Below are 20,234 nucleotides of genomic sequence, written 5' to 3'. Positions count from 1 at the left end.
TTATTCGTTTATCTGACGCCTTGTCCTTGCTGAACGCCTAAGGACAGCAGGAATAGCTCCAGTCCCAGCGTCTTATCGATAGCGCCTGTTTTCATTTTATAATCCAGATCCGCTATATCGCTAAGCAGGGCGCCAAGCCGTGCGACTTTAAACTTCTGGCTTTTCTCGGCGGCAAGCTTAACCGCGTACGGGTGAAGTCCGATCTGCCCCGCCATTTGCTGCGGCGAATACCGATTCTGCTCGAGTTCCTTGATTTGAAGCATAATTCGAAGCTGCCTTGCGATTAACGCGGCAATCTTGATCGGTTCTTCCCTTCTGACGAGCAAGGCCCGGTACAGCTTGAGCGAGCGGTCAACCTGCAGGCTCGCGATGGCATCCACCAGCGCAAATACATCCTCCTCGACGGTAGAGGCCGTCAGCAGCTCCGTTTCTTGAACGCCTATAACCCCGCCTTCGCCGGCATGCAGGCATAGCTTGTCCACTTCAATAGCGAGCTGCTGCATGTTCGCTCCGGTTCGCACAAGCAATAGATCCGCCGCATCGGCCGTCATGGTCCGCTTCTGTTCCTCCGCGCGCTTGACTACCCAGCGTCTCAGCTCGGCTGCATCGAGCTCCTGAAAAGCGATAAGCGCATCGCGGTCCTTCAGCATCTTCACCAGCTTGCGCCGCTCGTCCAGCTTTTCCGCATTAATAATGAACAACATAACCGTTGTCTCGGACGGGATGTCCAAATAATGCTGCAGCCGGTCCGTCTTATGATCCAGCTTGCCGCCTTCTTTGCCCCCGGCAGCGAATACAACCGAATCGCGGACAATAACCAGCTTGCGCTCCACAAAGAAAGGCAATGTCTCCGCTTCCAGCGCCGCCTCTTCGATCAACGTCTCCGACGTATCGAACTTGACTACGCCAAGCTCACGCTCATCCGGCGTAAACATCGCTTCCGTTAACGTCTCCGTAAACTGGCCGATCCGGTAGCGGTCCTTGCCGTATATCACATATGCGGGACGGAACTTCCCCGCTTTAATCTCCTTCAACGCCTCTTTCGCTTCCATGCTTCACCTCTCCCTGTCCTTCACTGCATCCTGCGGCATTCGCTGAACAGCAACAAAGGGATGGGCTTCTTAGGCCTCATCCCTTTGTCCCTGAACATCTATATAAACATCTGCAGGCAGGCCCATGGTACCGCCCTGTAGATGGTCATACTTTTGATCAAGGCTCACGTTAACTTTTCATTTGTATATCATACGCAAATGAAGAATAAAGTGTGCGAATAGCAGCGGTAAAAATGTCTCGAATTAATGTGCCGCCTTCGATTCGGTCTTTGTTGCCAAATCAATGACATAACGTTCCATGCCGCCGGATTCCAATTGAATCTCGTAGGTAAGCTGCTTGCTGTCGGCCGACCATTCAAGATTGGCGATCTGGCCGTTTCTTCGTTCGGAATCGTAAACGGACTCGCCACCCTCTTCCCCGGTCTTGTAAATATGAATCAGGTATCCGACGGCCTTAGCGGTATAGCTGCCATCCGGCGATGCCGCTTCAAGCGGCGCAGGCACAAATCCTGCTATGCCCTGATTCGGCTCACCGCCTTCCTTGCTGTCTGGGTTAGGCAAGCTCACGGAAGGAGCTTCGCTGGTCGAGGCCCCTTTGTTGCCGGATGCGGGCTCGTTGCCGCCCCCCGAGCTGTCCCCTTGATTAGCAGCAGCTCCGCCGGCATTCGAATCGGAAATCCCGAGGTCCTTTTCCGTCGTCACGTGGTAATCTTCGTTGCCCGATGGGTCTGCCGCAGATGCAGATTGATCATTCGGATCAATAGATTCCGTGTTTACATGAGCTTTTCCAGTGTCGTTGGCATTGTTGGCATAAGGCTGAACGTCTTTGAACTGTCTTTGCACGTCAAACGAACTGGATGACGTGTCGGCAGCAGCCGTTTCCGCCTTATCCGAATCAAAGCTATTCGAAGATGACGGGAATAAACCCGCATTATAAGATACAAGGAATAAACCGGCAGCTACGCTAGCCGCGATAATTCCCGTTATCGCCCGGAAGCGCAGCTGATGCCGTTCCTTGGCGCGGCGCTTCGTTTGCTGCGTTTGCGCAGGGACGGCAGCCGGAGCCATCTCCACCGCAGCCGCCTCCGGCTGCCGGAATGGCCCGATTTCTTCAAGCTGGGGCAAAATAGCGTCTACCAGACTGTACTTTGGCATGACATGAGGCAGATTTCCCAGCTCATCGGACAGTTTTTTCAGCCGCTCAAACATTGCTGCACAGTCCGGACAATGTCTCGTATGATTCATCAAGATCTCATTTTCATGTTCATCCAAATCGCCGTCTAGCTGACGGTTCATGTATTCGATCACCTCTTGACAAGTCATCCCCGGACACCACCTTTCTGATAATCATGTAGTAAAGTTTGAAGCTGCTGCCTAGCTCGGAATAAGTAGGATTTGACCGTATTTAATGGCAGATCAAGCGAGTCAGCGATTTCGTTATAAGAGAAATCCTGCAAATACCGCAGTACAACTACCGCCCGGTGATGCTCCGGCAACTTGTCTATTGCCTTGCGGATGTCTTGAACGGCGTAAGCCGACATAACCTCGTCCTCGACATTCTGTTTCTCCCGGAATACCATCTCATGCTCGTCTATCGATACGGTTGGCTTGCTTCTTCTAAACTTATCTATACAAATATTCGTTACAATTCGTTGAATCCACGTTTTGAACTGGGCCTTCTCTTCGTAGGAGCCGATTTTCGTATATATGCGGATTAACGCTTCCTGCGCCGCATCCATCGCATCCTGTTCGTTATTCAATATATAATAGGCTGTCCGGTAAACATGGGTTTCAATCTCTCGCAACAGAGTTATTAAAGCATCCCGATCTCCTGACTGAGCGGCTCTAATAAGGCCAGGCTCTACCACGAAGGATCCCCCTCTCTTGCAACCTCTCTGACGAGCGCGTTGCATAAATTGTTGCACATCTAAAATGAAAAACCTCTAATTTTTTAATTGAAAAAGTAGAAAACTCCAACCTAAAGGATAACAAAAAAATGGAACCCCGTATATAGGTAGTTCCTAGTGAGTTAGGTTGAAAGAAGCATTTTGGCAGGATGCAAGATCAGGAATAAAGGCACTTTCGGTCTAGTCTTCCTAATTCTTCCTGATCGTTTGTTCATATATTCCAGACCTATCCACTTTATAGCGGATTTCACCGTCCCGGTCCGTTCGAAAGGTGGTAACGTCTTGCTCCTGCAAACGCTTCAGCACATCCGGGTGCGGATGCCCGTACGTATTGGCTGCTCCGACGGAAATAGCGGCCTGAAGCGGCTTCCAAAAGCGCAGCCATTCCTCCGAGGTGGAATACTTGCTGCCGTGATGCGCGATCTTCAGGACATCAACCCGGCTTGCCATGGAGGAGACGGATGGCGATAAAACCGCATTTTGATCCCGCATACGCGCTATTATAGCAGATTCGGCCGTGCTGCTAATATCCCCCGACAGCAAAAAGGCAGATTGATAGATCTTCATCCACAACACAACGCTGTCGTCGTTCTGATCCTCAATAACCGGAACTCCTTCACCGGCAGCCGGGGGCCATAAAACGGTTAGTTCCGTGTCGGCATCCAGCTTCCACTGTTTCCCGGTTTCGGCGCGGTAGAGCGGAATCCCCTTGCGCACGGCTGTCCGAAGGATGCCTTCCGCATCCTCGGCATGCTTTACGCTTCCGTTCCATATGATCGCACGCACGGGAATCGCATCCAGCACCGCCTGCAAACCGCGGATATGGTCGCTGTCCAGATGAGACAGCACAAGGAGATCGAGGGAATGAACGCCGCGCTTCATTAATAATGGAACAACAACTTTGCTCCCCACCTCGAACGGGTCGCTTCGTTCCTTCCATTCCTCGCCGGCTTTCCGAAAGCTTAACGTTCCCCCGCCATCAATTAGAATCCTCTTTCCATGAGCCGTACGGATGTAAATCGAATCGCCTTGTCCAACGTCAAGCACATCAACTTCGGCCGCGCTTTTCAGCAAGTCCGGAGAATAGGCGTAGAACAATAAGCCTGCACCAGCTAAAAGGGCAAGACTTAATCCGGTTGACCGCCTCCTCCAGACCGGCAGCTTCCGCCCCTCCAGCAGCTCCCAAATTGGAGCGGCATCCAGCCCACCGGCTGCCGCTGTCTCTTGCAAGGGCAATGTCTCGTCTTGATGCGCCGAGTCAGCCGCTGGCGCCGCCGGGAGCAGCCTGCATAGGACGGCAAGCGCCAAATACCAGGCCGCAATCCACCATAACGGAGGCGTTGCCCAGACGGTGCGGACGGCTTCCGCATCCCCTAGCCAGCTAACGAGGAGGAACGTCCACTCGTTTGCGTACACGCTGACAGCCGCCAGCAGTTGACCGCCAAGCGGCCATAGCAGGCCAAGGATCAGCGCAACCGCCCCTATCGGCATCACGATAAAACTAATGAACGGCACCAGGACCAGATTGGCGGGAATCGAGAGCAAGTGAAATTGGTTAAAGTAGTAGACCGTCAACGGGAAGGATACCGCCTGCGCCACAACCGTCACGACGAGCAAATCAAGGAGAGACTTCCCTTTGCGCCAATCCGGCATCGCCCGCCTCACCGGCGGCACGAACAGAATCAGCCCTGCCGTGACGGCAAAGGACAATTGGAAGCCTACGTCCTCAATAAAGGAAGGATTCCAGATCAGCATTCCAACCGCTGCGGCAGCAAGCAGATGCAAACCGTCCTTGAGCTTATCCATCCGTGCGGCAAGAAGGGCCAGCATCGTCATGAGCCCTGCCCTTACGACGGAAGGCGACGAGCCGGAGAGAAGCACATAAAAAGGGACGGCCGCAATCAAGGTAACCAGCAGCCGTTCCCGGGTCAAACGCAGCAGCCGCAGAATTGCTCCAAGCGCGTAAACGAATACGGCCACGTGAAGGCCCGAAATGGCCAATATATGAGTAAGTCCCAGCCGGGAAAACTGCTGGAACTGCTCCGGGTCCAGGTCCTCGCGAATGCCGAGGACCAGCCCCTTCATGTACCCGGACTGGTCGGCCGGGTACAATTGCTCCATCCGCGCGCCAAGCCAGTCGCGCGCGGCATCGACGCGGCCGAGCACGGCGGCCGCGGTCCAGCCCGGGCCCGGCGCCGCCTGGACGGCGCCGATGCCCTTGACCTTGAGCAGCCAGTGGATATGCTGGCTGCTTTCCAGATAGCGGCGGTAATCGAAGCCGCCGCTGTTGGATGCGCCAGCCGGCCGCGCAAGCTCGCCGGCGAGGCGCACCTTGTCGCCGCGGTGCCACGCGGCGGCGACCTCTTGGTGCGGCCGCTCCGCAAGCCGCACCTGAACAAGCAGGCGCTCGCGGATCTTGCGCGGCGCCGCTTCGCCACTCACGCGGACGGCATCGGCCGTCACGCGGAACATCGCGCGGTCGCCGTCGACCTCTACCGCGGACACAATCGTGCCGGTCACTTCCGCTTCATGGGAATCGCCCGGCAAATCCAGCGCGCTGGCGTTGCGGACATCGGCCCACATCCGCTCGCCGGCCGCAAGCATGCAGCCGATCAGGCACACCACGGCAAGCCGCCTTGTCGATTGCCCAAGCAACGCAAGCGCAAGAAGTAGGACCGCGGCTGAACATAGCGCCAGCGCTGTTCCAACGCTGCTAAGATGAGCGGCCATGCCGCTTCCCGCAATCCAGAATACGGCAAACCATACTAAAGGCCGTCTATTCACGGCCATCCCTCCTTCAAACAAAAAAAGAACCTCCGGACGCATCAAAATCAGATGCATGCAGAGGTTCTTCCCCATTCGCTTATTTAATTAGGATATGACCTTCATACTCGCCTGCGGCGGCGGCTCGTAATCCGTCAGCGTACGGAATACAATGCCTTTCTGGCTCATAAGCAGGCTTACCTTGTCGCTATCCTTCGGATAACCGCGATGGAACACGATTTCCTTCACGCCGCTGTTCGCCAGCATGTTCGCGCAGGTCCAGCAAGGCTGGTCGGTTACGTATACCGTGGAGCCTTCCCGGTCGGCACGGTCCGTAAAGAGCAGCAGATTCTGCTCCGCGTGAATCGTGCGGATGCAGCGCTGTTTTTTGACCATTTGCTCCTGACCGTCGTCGCCGATTCTAGTCTCCCACTCCTCCGTAATCATGCAGCCTGCTTCCGAGCAGTCCTGCACGCCCATCGGAGCGCCGTTATAGGCGGTTCCCAGCAGCTTCTTGCCCTGCACAAGCACCGATCCGACATGACGTCGGGGACAACGCGAGCGTGTAGACACCATATAGGCGATATCCATAAAATACGTATCCCAGTCTTTGCGTGAAGCATCCTGTGCTTCTGACATGTCTTCCACTCCTTTTTCTTTTGCCCGGACAGCTTCCGTCAGACCCCTCAAGAAGGGAATCCGACGGATCTGCCTCTATCTAGATGTATATAGACGATAAAGATGAATTAGTTCGATTGACTTGCGCGCAAGGCTTGATCCAGATCGGCCAAAATATCTCTGATGCCTTCCGTTCCGATCGACAAACGGATCAGCCCGGCCGTTACGCCAGCCGCTTCCTGCTCGGCAGCCGACAGCTGCTGGTGGGTTGTGCTTGCAGGATGAATGATTAGCGACTTCGAGTCGCCGACATTCGCCAAATGCGAGAACAGCTTCACGGAATTGATCACCTTTTTGCCGGCATCCACGCCGCCTTTAATGCCAAAGGTCAGAATCGCGCCTTGACCGTCCGGCAAGTATTTCTTAGCCAGCTCGTACGATGGATGGCTCTCGAGCCCCGGATAGCTTACCCATTCCACCGCCTCATGCGATTCAAGAAACCGCGCAACCTTCAAGGCGTTCGAGCTATGGCGCTCCATCCGCAGATGCAGGGTTTCGAGACCTTGCAGCAGCAGGAACGAGTTGAACGGCGACAGGGCAGCGCCCATGTCACGCAATAATTGTACCCTAGCTTTAATAATATAAGCAATTGGACCAACCGCATCCGTGTATACAACGCCGTGATAGCTAGGATCCGGAGTAGTCAAACCCGGGAATTTGCCGCTTGCTTTCCAGTCGAAGCGGCCGCCGTCCACAATAACGCCGCCAATCGACGTACCGTGACCGCCAATGAATTTGGTTGCGGAATGAACCACGATATCCGCGCCATGCTCAATCGGACGGAGAAGATAAGGGCTTGGGAACGTATTGTCCACGATAAGCGGAATGCCGTTTTCGTGAGCAATCGCCGCTACCGCTTCGATATCAAGAATATCGCCCTTCGGATTGCCTACCGTTTCCGCATACAAAGCTTTCGTGCGTTCCGTAATCGCCGCGCGGAAATTTTCGGGATTCGACGGATCCACGAACTTGACTTGAATGCCAAGCTTAGGCAAGGTTGTCGAGAACAGATTGTATGTACCCCCGTACAGGCTGGTTGCGGATACGATTTCGTCTCCCGCTCCCGCGATATTCATAATCGAATACGTAATCGCAGCTTGTCCGGACGCAACGGCGAGCGCAGCGGGCGCTCCTTCCAGCTCGGCGACGCGCTTCTCGAAAACATCCGTTGTCGGATTCATCAAACGGGTATAAATGTTGCCGAATTCCTGAAGCGAGAACAGGTTGGCTGCATGATCCGTGTCACGGAAGCCGTAAGAGGTCGTCTGGTAAATCGGAACCGCCCGGGAAAACGTGGTCGGGTCGATCTCCTGCCCGCCGTGGACAGCCAATGTGTCGAGCGAACGTTTGTTTTGTTCTTGATTCGTCATGTGCAACAACTCCTTGATTTATGGGGTGGACATGCTTCAACCACTTCAAAGCAAACGGCTCGGTTTTGGTTGTCCAATCAAATCGAACTTCATGCCCGAATATGGTCATATAGGCCTGGGAAAACCTCCCTGCGCCTTGTCCCATTCTCTCATAATCAAGGCGATGCGACAATGCTATCTTTTATTCCGGCAAGCAGCTTGCTGCCTATTCCTTTCACCCGGAGAAGATCTTCCGCCGATGAAAAAGGACCGTTCTGTTCCCTGTCGGCGATAATGGCCTGCGCTTTGGCCGGACCAATTCCTTTCAGCGTATCCAGCTGCTCGGCTGTTGCCCGGTTAATGTCAAGCTTGCCTGACGACGGGAGTTCTTCGTCCCCTCCCGCTTCTCCTGCGCGAACCTCCGCTTGAACACTCCCCGGCGGGGTACTCGGCATCCCCGAACTGCTGTCCTTTGGTTTATCGGTCAGTTCCGCCTTTTGCGCTCCCGCTTCCGGTTCCCCCTGCATTTGCAGAGCAGCGCCAACCTCCCGGTTCAACTGCACCCATTCATCGGGCGCTTTCTCCTTTGGCTGCGCAAAGGCTGCAGCCAGCAGCACGACTGCGGAAGCCATGAGTATTAGAGGGATGATTAATTTGCTTCTATTCGAATTCGTTCGACGACCTTGGGGGAGACGGGCCATTAACAACACTCCTTTCATCAAAAAAAGGGGATTTTTAGCATTTTCCTGTCATATAAGGCAAGTCTTGAGGAATAGGTTAAAAGAGCAAATCTGTTAGGAGGGCTGAGCATGAATGTCGGATTCATTGGGACGGGCGCGATGGGTAGCCTGCTGATCGAAGCCTTCGTCGCATCTGGAGCACTCGACCCGTGTCAGATCGTAATCAGCAACCGCACCTACGCCAAGGCCCAGGCGCTTGCTGAACGATATCCCGGAATGAGAGCCGAGCGTTCGAATGCAAGCACCGCAAGCGTTAGCGACATTTTGTTTTTATGCGTCAAACCGCTTGAATATAAGAAAGTGATCGACGATCTTCTGCCGGTCCTGCGGCCGGATCAGCTTCTTATATCCATTACGAGTCCGGTTCTGATCGGGCATCTGGAAGAGCTTTTGCCCTGTAAAATCGCAAAAGTGATTCCAAGCGTCACCAACCTCGTCTGGAGCGGAGCTACCTTATGCATCTACGGCTCCCGTATTACGGAAGAGGATCAGGCTCTTATCGAAGATATGCTTGCCTTCATCAGCGAGCCGCTCCCCATCGAGGAGCCCTATACCCGAATCGTATCCGACCTTTCCAGCTGCGGACCCGCCTTTTTCGCTTATCTGGTCGAGCAGTTCGTTGATGCGGCCGTATGCGAAACGGGAATCAGCCGCGAGGATGCGGTCAGCGTTGCAAGCAACATGCTGCTTGGCACGGGACTTCTGCTGACGGAAGGCGGGTTATCCCCGGAAGATATCCAGAAGAGAGTAGCGGTTCCGGGAGGTATTACGGCACAGGCCCTGCAGCTGCTGAATCGCGAGCTTGACGGCACCTTCAACCGGCTGATCCGGACGACGCATAAAAAATTCGACGAAGACGTCGCCAAAATAAATACCGCTTTCTACGGCGAAGAGGTGAACGGACAGTAGCACAATATGTGCTGCTGGCCCGCTCACCTCTTCTTTTTATCTGCTATTTAGTTCGCTACGATGTTAACGAGCTTGCCCTTTACAACGACCACTTTGCGGATCGTTTTGCCTTCTATCAGTTCCTTCACTTTATCCATGTCTTTGGCGAGGCCTTCCATCTCTGCTTCCGCCGTATCGGCTGCAATGGAAACGCGCTCGATAATTTTACCGTTCACCTGCACGACGATTTCCACTTCATCGTCCACGGTCAATGCTTCTTCGTAAGAAGGCCATTGCTCGTAAGTGATGGAGCCCGTTCCGCCCAGCTTCTCCCACAGCTCTTCCGCGATATGCGGAGCCAGCGGGGACAGCATTTGCAGGAAGTTCTTCATCGCTTCAACCGGCAGAACATCCGTTTTGTAGGCTTCGTTAACGAAAATCATCAACTGGCTGATCGCGGTGTTAAAGCGCAGGTTCTCGAAATCATCGGTCACCTTCTTGATGGAACGGTGCCAGGTTTGCTTGAACGCTTTTGTTGTTTCGCCGTCGCTTGTGATCTTCGCGTTTACGCTGCCGTCCTCGCTGACGAACAAGCGCCATACGCGGCTCAAGAAGCGGTAAGTGCCTTCTACGCCGTTCGTGTTCCAAGGCTTCGTCGCTTCCAAAGGTCCCATGAACATTTCGTACATGCGGAGCGTATCCGCACCGAATTCGTTCACGATATCATCCGGGTTAATGACGTTGCCGCGCGATTTGGACATTTTCTCGTTATTCGTGCCCAGAATCATGCCTTGGTTAACCAGCTTGTGGAACGGCTCTTTCGTATTTACGACGCCAAGATCGTAGAGCACTTTGTGCCAGAAGCGCGCATAGAGCAAGTGAAGCACCGCATGCTCCGCGCCTCCGATGTACAGGTCAACCGGCAGCCATTCCTTCTGCTTCTCCGGCGAGCAGATCTCGTTCTCGTTCTTCGGATCGATAAAGCGCAGATAGTACCAGCAGCTTCCCGCCCATTGCGGCATGGTGTTTGTCTCGCGCCGCGCTTTCATGCCTGTTTCCGGATCAATGGTGTTTACCCACTCCGTAACGTTCGCAAGCGGGGATTCACCGGTGCCGGATGGCTTGATCGCATCCACTTCCGGCAATACAAGCGGCAGCTGATCAACGGGAACCGGCTTCATGGTGCCGTCTTCCAAGTGCAGTATCGGAATCGGCTCGCCCCAGTAGCGCTGGCGGCTGAACAGCCAGTCGCGCAGACGGTAAGTGACCTTGCCGTGCCCTTTGCCCGAGCCTTCCAAATGCTCGATCATCGTTTTGATCGCGTCTTCGTTGTTCAAACCGTTCAGGAAGTCGGAATTGACGTGTGGGCCGTCGCCTGCATAAGCCTCTTTCGTTACATCGCCGCCTTGAACCACTTCAAGGATTGGCAGATCGAACTGCTTCGCAAACTCCCAGTCGCGGGTATCGTGGCCCGGTACCGCCATGATTGCGCCCGTTCCGTAACCGGCGAGCACGTAGTCGGCAATCCAGATTGGCGTCTTCGCGCCATTAACCGGATTGATCGCGTAAGCGCCCGTAAATACGCCTGTTTTGTCCTTCGCAAGGTCGGTACGCTCCAGATCGCTCTTGCGAGCGGCTGCTTCCTTGTACGCCTCGACCGCTTCGGCTTGGTCAGCCGTCGTGATTTTTGCAACCAGCTCATGCTCGGGAGCCAGTACGCAGTAGGTTGCGCCAAACAGCGTATCCGGACGTGTTGTGAATACAACAAGCGATGCGTCGTGACCGTCAATGGAGAAGGTTACTTCGGCGCCGGTCGATTTGCCGATCCAGTTGCGCTGCATGTCTTTGATGCTCTCCGACCAGTCGAGCTCTTCCAGATCCTCGAGCAAGCGCTCGGCGTATTCCGTAATCTTCAGCATCCATTGGCGCATCGGCTTGCGGATAACCGGATGGCCGCCGCGTTCGCTAAGGCCGTCGATGACTTCTTCGTTCGCCAGAACGGTACCCAGCGCAGGACACCAGTTAACCGGTACTTCCGCCACATAAGCAAGGCCTTTGTTATACAATTGGATAAAGATCCATTGCGTCCATTTATAGTAATCCGGATCCGTCGTGCTGAATTCGCGGTCCCAGTCGTACGAGAAGCCCAGCGATTTAATCTGGCGGCGGAAATTGTTGATGTTCTCCACCGTAATCTCGCGCGGGTGGCGACCCGTCTGCAAAGCGTATTGCTCCGCCGGCAGGCCGAACGCGTCCCAGCCCATCGGATGAAGGACGTTGTAGCCGCGCATCCGTTTGTAACGGGATACGATGTCCGTAGCCGTGTAACCTTCCGGATGACCTACGTGCAGGCCCGCGCCGGACGGATAAGGGAACATGTCAAGGGCGTAAAATTTTTTCTTGCCCGGATCTTCCGTTGTTGCGAACGTTTTGTTCTCATCCCAGTACTTCTGCCATTTCGGCTCTACCACGAGCGGGTTGTAGCCTTGAAATTCCTGACTCATCATCATTTCCTCCTAAAAAGTGTGCACGCGAGCGCATCACCGACATAAAAAAACTCCCGCCCCTAGCGTATTATCGCTAGGGACGAGAGATTATTCCCGTGGTACCACCCTAGTTAACGTCCGGCATGCTTTGCCTTCCGTTCACTCATTGCCTTTAACGCCGGCTAATCGTTGCGCGATTACGCAAAAGCTCCAAGGCGAGATTCACATCGCTGCAGGTCCGGCTTGCACCATCCGCCGGCTCTCTTAGCCTTGCTCCGCGATATTACTGCTCCTCTTCAACGCCGTTAAGTATAGAAAAACATGGTTAGACCCGATTATAACGCCAGGGACTCAACTTGTCAAGATATGAGGTTATTTGTCAAGCTACCCGAGCAGCTCCGGATTATAAGTAAGGCATCCGGCAATAACCATGCCGACGCTGCACGAAATAAGCAAGATAAGAATGCCTACCGCGATGTTGTTTTGCTCAATCGATTTGAAGATGGTCACATTTACTTTGAGCCCTTTGCCGAATAAATAAGTAATCAGCTCCGTCAAGTAGTAGAGGATTACTAGCGCAACGATCCCGATTGCGCCCCATAGCAGCATATCGGAGAGCGACACCGAGTTTTCCGCAGCCGCCCGTATGACGATGGCGAGACCTGCCAGCCTGCCGCCAAGCGACAAGGCCGCCGAAGCATTCCCTTTGAATATAAGGGCGAATTCCTTATTTTTGGTGGTCAATTCGAACAAGAGAAGCCCTGCTATCATAATCGCAAAGCCCGTCAATGAATAAAGCAAGAAATCCACGTATAAATTAGTGTCCATTGCACATTAGCTCCTCACTCTGATTTAGTAATGCCAACCGGCATGAAATAAGATAAATTATCCGTAATCGGGCTGCCAATCCGAATGCCTATGGCACCGGCTTTTCCCCCGACCAGAAAACTTCCGTACATGTATGAGCCCTCACGTTCTCCCTTTTCCGTCCGGAATGCAGCTGTGGGCAGCTCTACGTATTCCTGATAGACCGGAAGGTAATGTGCGTAAGAATTATGTTTATCCTCTGCCGCTAACGTCCCGTCGCCATCGAAAATTTTCACCGTATCCCCTTCGCGCCCAAACGCCGGTTTCATTACGTATTTCGTCCGCTCTTTAAGAAAGCGGTCCGGCTCCAGATAGGTCGGCAGAAAATACTCTCCGATCCAACGCTGCTCCTCTTCCGTAAAGAATGGACTCCTTTCTTCATGCAAGCCCCAAATAATAGCCTGGACCGCCTTGGATTGGAGAAGGAACGCAGACGGCGGGTTAATGACCGCGAGCTTCTTCCGTTCGATAAGCTCCAGCAGCCACAGTCCGATCGGATTTCCTTCTTCGTCTTCATCCTCAATAAAATTCTCCACCGGGAAGGTCTGGCGGTACAGAACGTGAATGCGATTTCCCTCCCCATCGTACAACCCGATATGCCGGATAATTTGAAGCTGGTCAAGCGGAACAAAGGTCGAAGGCAACGGCAATAAGCTCTGTAAGTAAAGAGCCGTGCTCGCGTCTTCCACGTTATCTCCATGCGCCGTAAACGCAACATGAGGAGCAATCGGATCGTCCCCGAGGTATTCCAGACTTTCGATAACCGCTTTCTCGACCGCAAACGCAAGCTGCGTCTCATAGCCCTTATTCGGGTTATGGCGGTCAAAGGCTTCGCATACCAGGCCGTTCACATGGTGGAGCTCCTTGATAAAAGTAGGAGTATCCGAATTGATCTCCATGCATTTGTACGTATCTCCTGCCTTCACCAAATCCAGCCTGGCGATCACGCTTTCGACCGATAAGCTTCTCATTCTTAGGTAAGACAAGGTTGCGCGCGGAAAACCAAGCATCAGCAAAGTCTCGTCATCCACGGTGCGAAGCAATTGGGCGGCCTTGCAAAAAATATGGCCGATCCGGTTCGTCGATTCGCGAATCTTATGAACCTCTTCCTTCGTTACATCGTATAGGTCATAGAGGGAATACTCCTCGCCGTACAAATCTGCCCAATACCCCTCAATCCCGGAATAAAACGCGCTTCTCTCTTCGGCGAAATCCTTCACGGCTTAGCCTCCGCTAATGGAGCTGCCTTTGCCAAAGCCGGAGCTCGTTTTGCCGGATACGCTGGATTTATAAGCAGAATAGGCACTGCTTTTTTGCAGGGCGGACCGGGACGAATAATAACTGTTGCCATAGTAATAATTCCGGTAGTAAGAGGAGCTGGAATCGTCGCAGCGGTATATGCCGTTTTTGCTGTCCCACTCCCAGTCCCTGCATTGGCTGTCCGTTGGCTGAGCGGTTCTCGGATAAGTCGTCGATTGACCGCAGCCTGCCAGGGCGGCAGCCATTGCAACGGCAGAGACGCCAAGCATTGCTTTTTGAGTTAAATTCATAGACTAGCATCCTCCAAGCTTCATAGTTCCTATAAAGTTATATCATATTTTGATAGGAATGCAGCAGGAAAAGTTAATGTTTCCATAAAATGATGGTATGATATTGAAATCATTTTGATTCGGAGTGAATGAGATGAATAAATTAACGTATTTTGTGGACAAAGGATTTAATGAATACGAGCCGTTGATGGAGTACCCTTCCGCTAATGTCGGGATCGATGAGATGTATGCCCGTCAATTGTGCACCTACCTGATTGCAAACGGAGTTCAATACGAATTAACCTCAAACGAAATGCAGGAAAAAGAAGAGATGCTGATCGTCAAGCGAATCGGGCCGAACGAAAATTACGGAGACGAATCGAACTACCGGGGACGCGGCATTTATATCGAATTCAGAAAGCCGAGCGAACGGGGACGCAAGCTGACCGAGATCCGCAGCGCCAGCCATTACGAGGTCATCCGCTACTTGCTGAAGGATATCGTAGACGTTCCGGGCTATGGTCCGATGTTTACGACATCAACCGAAATTGACGAGGACCGGGGCTGTTACGTGGTTTACGTCCGCGGCATGAACGAGCCGGAGGATTAGGTGAAACGGCTGTCGCCGTCCTTGGCGGAGCTCCAATTAAAAAAAGCTGCCTTAACGGCAGCTTTCATCTACAAATTGTTTGATCCGGTAATGAATGGCATCCCTCACGGCACGGAACTGAGCCATGATTTCCTCCTCGGTGCCGGCAGCTTTTGCCGGATCGTCAAATCCCCAATGCCGCTTGATGACATTTTCGTTCGAGATAACCGGGCAATGCTCGTCCGCATGGCCGCATAAAGTAATGACGTAATTGGCCCGATTTAATAATTCGGCGTTAATCACGTCTGAAGTATTGGCCGAAATGTCCACTCCGGCCTCCTTCATCGCTTGTATCGCTCTCGGATTTAGTCCGTGCGCTTCCAAACCGGCGCTGTACACCTCAAATTGGCCACCGCCCAACAACTTCAGAAATCCGTCAGCCATCTGGCTTCTGCACGAATTGCCCGTGCATAAGAAATATACGATAGGTTTTGCCGCCATCCTTATCCTCCTGTCATGGCTACGCCATTTGTTTTTCCGTTTCTTGTTTTTTGCCGGATTTCAACCTGAAGAAGAAGGCGAAGGCAACGCCCGCTGCCACCAGGAAACCCGCCACTGCAAAGCCAACATACACGCTAAACGAATGAATAATCTGAAGCCAAATATATAATCCGGCCAGCGTAATAAACAGGGTTGGTACGGTTAATACGAAGCCTGCTTTCATATAGGAGCCCCATGAAATCTTTACGCCCTTTTTCGCCAGAACATGAAGCCATAACAGAGTGGCCAGCGAGCCGATTGGCGTCAGCTTCGGCCCAAGATTGCATCCGATCACGTTCGCATAGACCAGCGCTTCGCGAATCGCGCCTGCCGTAGCCGTCCCTTTAATCGCCAAGGCGTCAATCATAACCGTTGGCATGTTGTTCATTACGGAGGATAAAATGGCCGACAAGAAGCCCATCCCCATCGTAGCGGCAAAAAGCCCACGATCGGCAAACGCTTGAATAACCTCTCCAAGCGCATCCGTCAGTCCCGCGTTTCGCAGCCCGTAGACCACGACGTACATTCCGATTGAAAAAACGACAACGGTCCATGGCGCTTCCCTCATCACCTGCTTGGTCCGAATCGCCGGACTGCGGCGGGCGAACAGCAGGAATACCACTGACACTGCGCCGGTAATAATGGATACCGGCAGGTGAATAAATTCGCTGGCCAGATAGGCTGCCAGCAGAATCGCCAACAGAATCCAGGACAAGCGGAACAGCTTATGATCTTTAATCGCTTCCCTTGGTTCTTTCACTTCGCGGACATCGTAGTCCGCAGGAATGCTTTTCCGGTAAAAGAGATAAAGCACAAGAAGACTTGCCCCAAGCGAGAAGAAATTCGGGATGATCATCCGGCTGGCGTATTCCACAAAACCCGCTCCGAAATAATCGGCCGAAACGATATTGACCAGATTGCTTATTATTAGAGGCAATGACGTCGTGTCCGATATAAATCCGCCTGCCATAATAAACGGCAGGATCATTTTGTTGTCGAACTTAAGCGCCCGAACCATGGCAAGCACAATTGGCGTAAGGATAAGCGCTGCCCCGTCATTGGCGAAAAAGGCCGATACGGCTGCGCCAAGCACAACGACGTATACAAACATTCTTCTGCCGTTTCCTTTGGCAAGACGGGCCATATGCAGGGCTGCCCACTCAAAGAAACCAATTGCGTCAAGGATCAGCGAGTTCAGGATAATGGCGATAAAAGCAATGGTTGCATTCCATACAATACCGGTTACGGTTCCTACATCCGCAAAGCTTACAACGCCAAAAAGCAACGCCAGCACAGCACCGCCTGCGGCTGACCAGCCAATGCCAAGCCCTTTCGGCTGCCAGATCACAAACGTTAACGTAATCAAAAAAAGAATAACTGCTATAAATGCCACTTGTCGTTCCCCGCTTTAGTTCATATCGATAAGGTTAATAATTGCAAATTGCAACTAATTCCCAAAAATAAACTCCTCTATAGAGGAGGTAAACAGCAATGGGGACTTTGACCCATCGCGTCATTTAAAATTTGAAGGCTTTCGAGCACCTGACTTTTTTTATCCGCGGGCACATACTGAAAAATGCTTAAGATATAATCTTCCATTGCTTCCGCAACAGCCATCTGCTGCTCATGTCCTTTAGACGTCAGGGACAGCGTTACGTATCGACGGTCCTTCGGATCCGGTTCCCGGCTGAGCAGTTCATGCTCAACCAATTGCTGCACCTGCCTGCTTAACGTGCTTGCTTCCACGCACAGCGCATCAGCCAGTTCATTTAACGATAGATTCGGGCGCTTATGAAGCTCGTACAGAATATGGCTTTGAATAACGGAAATTCCGGACCCCTGCGCCCCATCCTTCTGCTGCAGCCCAAATCTTCTAACGACGTTTTGCAGTATTTCGCGTACATCCACGTATTGCGGCAATTGTTCCATTCCTACATCACCCGACAATAGTTATAACACACAATAGTTGCAATCCGCAATTACTTTTTCTTACTCCGTACCTCCGTCCTGTTCATTAACAAAACGGATAATATCCCCATAAAACTGCGCCTTGTCTTCACCCTTCAGCGCATGTCCCGATCGTGCGTATTCTTTTACGCGTACAGCATTGCTCATCCGCTGATACCTGGCAAGATCCTCTTCCGCAATCAGAGAGCCCTCCAACAGTCCTCTTGCCACCATTATTGGCGCCTTCAAGGACTGGTCCAGCCGGAGTTGAACCGATTCCCGCTGTATTCCCCATACCGCGGTTGTCCGTATGTTCGAGGTCCGGTTATACGGAATCAGATAATGATGTATGTAGTCCTCCGCCCAGCCGTCAGGCATCGCCCGATGTTCGGGAGGATAATCGCCGACGGTAATCGAGCATACCTTGCCCGGGTAGGAATGGGCATATTGCAGCGCATAAGATACTCCTCTCGAATAAGCAAACAGATGAAAGCTCTCCACGCCGGCATCTCCCGCGACGGCTTCCAGATCGGACAGATGGTCTTGCAGATTGTAGCCGCCTTCGGGCGTGTCACTCTTCCCTCTTCCTCGGAAAGACAACAATATACATCTTCTTGGTGCCGCCGCCTCCATAAAATCCAGATATTCCTCCGCCGTTTCCGATAATCCCGGGCAGACTACAATCGGAACTAACCTTTCATCCGCATCGTCTCTTGAATCGTAATAATGAATGCCGACCTTGCCATTGCGTGCATAATGCTCGCTTACCGCCATGCTCAACACCGCCTCTGCCCGATTTAAATGGCTTCATTATAGCACTCCTATATCAAGGAGATGTATACTTTGTTGGATCATATTGATTTTTGTCGAATTAGCAAGTATGGTAAAAGATGACAGAAATATCAACTGTAGGTGACGGTTATGAGATCAACCATTCTTCTGATTGCAGGCATTATCGTGCTGGTTCTATGCTCGGTCTATCAGATTCAACATGTCTCTTCCATAGAAAAAGAAAAGCCCAAACAAAATGATCTCGTCGTTAAGGAATGGGATTACCAGTGGCTGTACAAGCCCGATGAGTCCTACCAACCGGCATGGATCGCGGAGGGAGACCCGAAAAAATGGCTGCATGCCGACACGGATCAGCCCATGCAGAAGCGCGCAGCCGGCGCCGATGCCCTGCTTCTGCGCGTCACGCTCCCGTCCCTGGATTGGAATACGCCGGGAATATGGATGAAGCGCCTTTACGGCACGGCTGTCAGCGTAGCTCTTGAACATCGGGACGGTCTTCTCTACAACATGGAAAGATCGTATCCTTATGACGTAAACTATACGCTTCTTCCCCTTTCAAGCGCGGCCAAAGGCAATAACTTGCTTATTCTGCTTCATTTGTCCGACGAAAGACAATCGCTGGAGCCCGAGATGGTCATCGGCGATTACAATCAGATGCTGCCCGGTTATGAGCGTTACGGTTTGATTGAATTGGTCTATGGCGGCTCGTTTATGTTTATCGCCTTGATCATGATGACTTGCTTGTTCTTTCTTAAACGCGAGCAGATTGTGCTGTGGATGTCTTTATGCCTGATTATCTTATGCCTGGGCGAAATTACGTTAGCCTACTCTCCCGCCTTGTACCATCATTATTACGCTTACGGAAGACCGTTTCTGGACTTGTTCGATTTAGCCTTGTTTTTGCTTACACCCGCTCTCGCGGTCTTTTTCGAACAGACGCTTGGACCGGGGATTTACGGCATTATAAAAAAATTCAGAATCGTTCTCATTCCGGTTACGGTTATCGTTATCGTGTTATGGGCGCTAGGCAAAACCATCGCTCCGGGCATAAGCCTTAGCCTGCTGCAAGTTGTGCCGCTTACCGTAATCGCCGCCATGCAATTCCTCATTCTGACTGTTCACGCGATTGGTTACGCATGGAAGGGGAACCGGGACGCCATTATCATTTCCGTCGGTTACTCCGTCTTCTGCAGCGTTTTTATCTCGGAGATTATGATCTACTTCAGGGATGAAACCTATCATTTGATCTATTGGAAGTGGGGGCTGCTAGTTTTCCTGCTGTCTCTTATAGCCGTGATGGGCAGGCAATTCTCTCGCAACCATGATCAGCTGGTCAAATACTCCAAGGAGCTCGAAATGTTCAACCGGGAAATTCAGCGCGCGGAGAAAATGGAGCTGATCAGCCATCTGGCCGCATCAATCGCGCATGAAGTTCGAAATCCGCTGCAGGTGACGCGCGGCTTCATTCAACTGGCGGGGGAAAAAGCGGTAAACAAAGAGAAGCAGTTCCTGCAGCTGGCCGTGCAGGAGCTGGATCGCGCGTCCAGCATCATTACCGAATTCCTGACTTTCGCCAAGCCTCATTTGGAAGATGTCAAACCGTTGAATATTTCGGAAGAGCTGAATCACATCCAGGACATCATCTGTCCTCTCGCCGCCATGCAAAGCACGAGACTTGAATTTACCGCTGAACCTGACCTTTATGTGCTGGGCAGCGCAGAGAAATTGAAACAGGCGATCATAAATATGATCAAGAATAGCCTGGAGGCGATATCCGGGTTTGACGGCGCCGTGTCGGTTAAGGCGGACAGTGAAGGGGATGAGGTTATCATCCGGGTCACCGATAATGGCGAAGGAATCGATCCCGAGAAGCTGGACAAGCTAGGCGAGCCTTATTTCTCCAACAAATCCAAAGGAACGGGTCTTGGGCTCATGGTCACCTTCCGGATTATTGAGGCGATGGAGGGGACGATCCGCTTCAGCAGCGCCATAGGGATTGGAACGGAAGCCGTCATCCGCCTTCCCGCCGTTTCGAAGGATTCCGCGGAAAAGCCTATTCCGGAGAGCTGAACAAGAAAGCGCCCCGTTTGTCAAACGGGGCGCTTTC

General features: G+C 52.5%; 18 protein-coding genes and 1 other annotated feature. Of the genes, 3 read left to right on the top strand and 15 right to left on the bottom strand.

All coding sequences use genetic code 11. From position 1 onward, the window contains the following. Nucleotides 1-8 precede the first annotated feature (8 nt). The 7 genes from holA to EV294_RS04835 all read right to left on the bottom strand — a co-directional run bounded on the left by holA (nucleotide 9) and on the right by EV294_RS04835 (nucleotide 8,450). Nucleotides 9-1,052: a DNA polymerase III subunit delta gene (gene holA, locus EV294_RS04865; protein ID WP_132304332.1), complete on the bottom strand. Its 1,044-nt coding sequence runs from the start codon at nucleotides 1,050-1,052 to the stop codon at nucleotides 9-11. 243 nt (nucleotides 1,053-1,295) lie between these two features. Continuing rightward, nucleotides 1,296-2,375, bottom strand: a complete 1,080-nt coding sequence (locus EV294_RS04860) for an anti-sigma factor family protein (protein WP_132304330.1) — start codon at nucleotides 2,373-2,375, stop codon at nucleotides 1,296-1,298. Beyond that, entirely contained in the window at nucleotides 2,372-2,920 is a 549-nt protein-coding gene (locus tag EV294_RS04855; RefSeq protein ID WP_015843796.1) for an RNA polymerase sigma factor, read from the bottom strand. Before EV294_RS04855 ends, EV294_RS04860 begins: the two co-directional genes overlap by 4 nt. A gap of 228 nt (nucleotides 2,921-3,148) precedes the next feature. Further along, on the bottom strand, nucleotides 3,149-5,743 hold the full coding sequence (locus EV294_RS04850) for a ComEC/Rec2 family competence protein (RefSeq protein ID WP_165930579.1): 2,595 nt from the start codon (nucleotides 5,741-5,743) through the stop codon (nucleotides 3,149-3,151). Between the two features lie 87 nt (nucleotides 5,744-5,830). Continuing rightward, nucleotides 5,831-6,361, bottom strand: a complete 531-nt coding sequence (locus EV294_RS04845; protein WP_132304326.1) for a deoxycytidylate deaminase — start codon at nucleotides 6,359-6,361, stop codon at nucleotides 5,831-5,833. Nucleotides 6,362-6,468: 107 nt separating this feature from the next. Further along, on the bottom strand, nucleotides 6,469-7,770 hold the full coding sequence (locus EV294_RS04840; protein ID WP_132304324.1) for a homocysteine synthase: 1,302 nt from the start codon (nucleotides 7,768-7,770) through the stop codon (nucleotides 6,469-6,471). 155 nt (nucleotides 7,771-7,925) lie between these two features. Continuing rightward, nucleotides 7,926-8,450: a ComEA family DNA-binding protein gene (locus EV294_RS04835; protein WP_243711565.1), complete on the bottom strand. Its 525-nt coding sequence runs from the start codon at nucleotides 8,448-8,450 to the stop codon at nucleotides 7,926-7,928. A gap of 108 nt (nucleotides 8,451-8,558) precedes the next feature. On the opposite strand from EV294_RS04835, the gene comER reads away from it, so the two are divergent. After that, nucleotides 8,559-9,398, top strand: coding sequence for a late competence protein ComER (comER, locus tag EV294_RS04830; RefSeq protein WP_132304320.1), 840 nt, complete (start codon nucleotides 8,559-8,561; stop codon nucleotides 9,396-9,398). 47 nt (nucleotides 9,399-9,445) lie between these two features. Here comER and leuS read toward each other — a convergent pair whose 3' ends face one another. The 4 genes from leuS to EV294_RS04810 all read right to left on the bottom strand — a co-directional run bounded on the left by leuS (nucleotide 9,446) and on the right by EV294_RS04810 (nucleotide 14,280). Beyond that, complete coding sequence (leuS, locus tag EV294_RS04825; protein WP_207918099.1) at nucleotides 9,446-11,881, bottom strand: leucine--tRNA ligase; 2,436 nt, start codon at nucleotides 11,879-11,881, stop codon at nucleotides 9,446-9,448. A gap of 75 nt (nucleotides 11,882-11,956) precedes the next feature. Beyond that, nucleotides 11,957-12,172 (bottom strand) — a binding site (T-box leader). A gap of 75 nt (nucleotides 12,173-12,247) precedes the next feature. Further along, nucleotides 12,248-12,691, bottom strand: a complete 444-nt coding sequence (locus EV294_RS04820; protein ID WP_132304316.1) for a DUF350 domain-containing protein — start codon at nucleotides 12,689-12,691, stop codon at nucleotides 12,248-12,250. 14 nt (nucleotides 12,692-12,705) lie between these two features. Next, entirely contained in the window at nucleotides 12,706-13,950 is a 1,245-nt protein-coding gene (locus EV294_RS04815) for a glutathionylspermidine synthase family protein (protein ID WP_132304314.1), read from the bottom strand. A 3-nt stretch (nucleotides 13,951-13,953) separates the two neighbouring features. Further along, nucleotides 13,954-14,280: an aminotransferase yhxA gene (locus EV294_RS04810; RefSeq protein ID WP_132304312.1), complete on the bottom strand. Its 327-nt coding sequence runs from the start codon at nucleotides 14,278-14,280 to the stop codon at nucleotides 13,954-13,956. Between the two features lie 133 nt (nucleotides 14,281-14,413). On the opposite strand from EV294_RS04810, the gene EV294_RS04805 reads away from it, so the two are divergent. Further along, entirely contained in the window at nucleotides 14,414-14,869 is a 456-nt protein-coding gene (locus EV294_RS04805; protein ID WP_132304310.1) for an RNA helicase, read from the top strand. Nucleotides 14,870-14,920: 51 nt separating this feature from the next. Here EV294_RS04805 and arsC read toward each other — a convergent pair whose 3' ends face one another. The 4 genes from arsC to EV294_RS04785 form a co-directional block, all read right to left on the bottom strand. Next, on the bottom strand, nucleotides 14,921-15,349 hold the full coding sequence (gene arsC, locus EV294_RS04800; protein ID WP_132304308.1) for an arsenate reductase (thioredoxin): 429 nt from the start codon (nucleotides 15,347-15,349) through the stop codon (nucleotides 14,921-14,923). A 19-nt stretch (nucleotides 15,350-15,368) separates the two neighbouring features. Then, nucleotides 15,369-16,781, bottom strand: coding sequence for an arsenic transporter (locus tag EV294_RS04795; RefSeq protein WP_132304306.1), 1,413 nt, complete (start codon nucleotides 16,779-16,781; stop codon nucleotides 15,369-15,371). Between the two features lie 77 nt (nucleotides 16,782-16,858). After that, entirely contained in the window at nucleotides 16,859-17,317 is a 459-nt protein-coding gene (locus EV294_RS04790) for a MarR family winged helix-turn-helix transcriptional regulator (protein ID WP_132304304.1), read from the bottom strand. Nucleotides 17,318-17,377: 60 nt separating this feature from the next. Continuing rightward, nucleotides 17,378-18,109, bottom strand: coding sequence for an alpha/beta fold hydrolase (locus tag EV294_RS04785; RefSeq protein ID WP_132304302.1), 732 nt, complete (start codon nucleotides 18,107-18,109; stop codon nucleotides 17,378-17,380). Nucleotides 18,110-18,256: 147 nt separating this feature from the next. On the opposite strand from EV294_RS04785, the gene EV294_RS04780 reads away from it, so the two are divergent. Further along, nucleotides 18,257-20,197 carry a sensor histidine kinase gene (locus EV294_RS04780; protein ID WP_132304300.1) on the top strand — a complete coding sequence of 647 codons (1,941 nt, stop codon included), beginning with the start codon at nucleotides 18,257-18,259 and terminating at the stop codon, nucleotides 20,195-20,197. Nucleotides 20,198-20,234: the final 37 nt, after the last annotated feature.

The sequence above is a fragment of the Paenibacillus sp. BK033 genome (genome assembly GCF_004345425.1).
Classification (GTDB): Bacteria; Bacillota; Bacilli; order Paenibacillales; family Paenibacillaceae; genus Pristimantibacillus.
Note: the sequence above shows the minus strand (reverse complement) of the source record. Positions and strands in the feature narration are given on the sequence as shown.

Excerpts from the sequence above, each read along its gene's own strand:
- EV294_RS04785 (WP_132304302.1), bottom strand. The coding sequence starts at position 18,109 with ATGGCGGTAAGCGAGCATTATGCACGCAATGGCAAGGTCGGCATTCAT.
- holA (WP_132304332.1), bottom strand. The coding sequence starts at position 1,052 with ATGGAAGCGAAAGAGGCGTTGAAGGAGATTAAAGCGGGGAAGTTCCGT.
- EV294_RS04835 (WP_243711565.1), bottom strand. The coding sequence starts at position 8,450 with ATGGCCCGTCTCCCCCAAGGTCGTCGAACGAATTCGAATAGAAGCAAA.
- leuS (WP_207918099.1), bottom strand. The coding sequence starts at position 11,881 with ATGAGTCAGGAATTTCAAGGCTACAACCCGCTCGTGGTAGAGCCGAAA.
- EV294_RS04845 (WP_132304326.1), bottom strand. The coding sequence starts at position 6,361 with ATGTCAGAAGCACAGGATGCTTCACGCAAAGACTGGGATACGTATTTT.
- EV294_RS04810 (WP_132304312.1), bottom strand. The coding sequence starts at position 14,280 with ATGAATTTAACTCAAAAAGCAATGCTTGGCGTCTCTGCCGTTGCAATG.
- EV294_RS04805 (WP_132304310.1), top strand. The coding sequence starts at position 14,414 with ATGAATAAATTAACGTATTTTGTGGACAAAGGATTTAATGAATACGAG.
- EV294_RS04840 (WP_132304324.1), bottom strand. The coding sequence starts at position 7,770 with ATGACGAATCAAGAACAAAACAAACGTTCGCTCGACACATTGGCTGTC.
- comER (WP_132304320.1), top strand. The coding sequence starts at position 8,559 with ATGAATGTCGGATTCATTGGGACGGGCGCGATGGGTAGCCTGCTGATC.
- EV294_RS04820 (WP_132304316.1), bottom strand. The coding sequence starts at position 12,691 with ATGGACACTAATTTATACGTGGATTTCTTGCTTTATTCATTGACGGGC.
- arsC (WP_132304308.1), bottom strand. The coding sequence starts at position 15,349 with ATGGCGGCAAAACCTATCGTATATTTCTTATGCACGGGCAATTCGTGC.
- EV294_RS04780 (WP_132304300.1), top strand. The coding sequence starts at position 18,257 with ATGAGATCAACCATTCTTCTGATTGCAGGCATTATCGTGCTGGTTCTA.
- EV294_RS04790 (WP_132304304.1), bottom strand. The coding sequence starts at position 17,317 with ATGGAACAATTGCCGCAATACGTGGATGTACGCGAAATACTGCAAAAC.
- EV294_RS04860 (WP_132304330.1), bottom strand. The coding sequence starts at position 2,375 with ATGACTTGTCAAGAGGTGATCGAATACATGAACCGTCAGCTAGACGGC.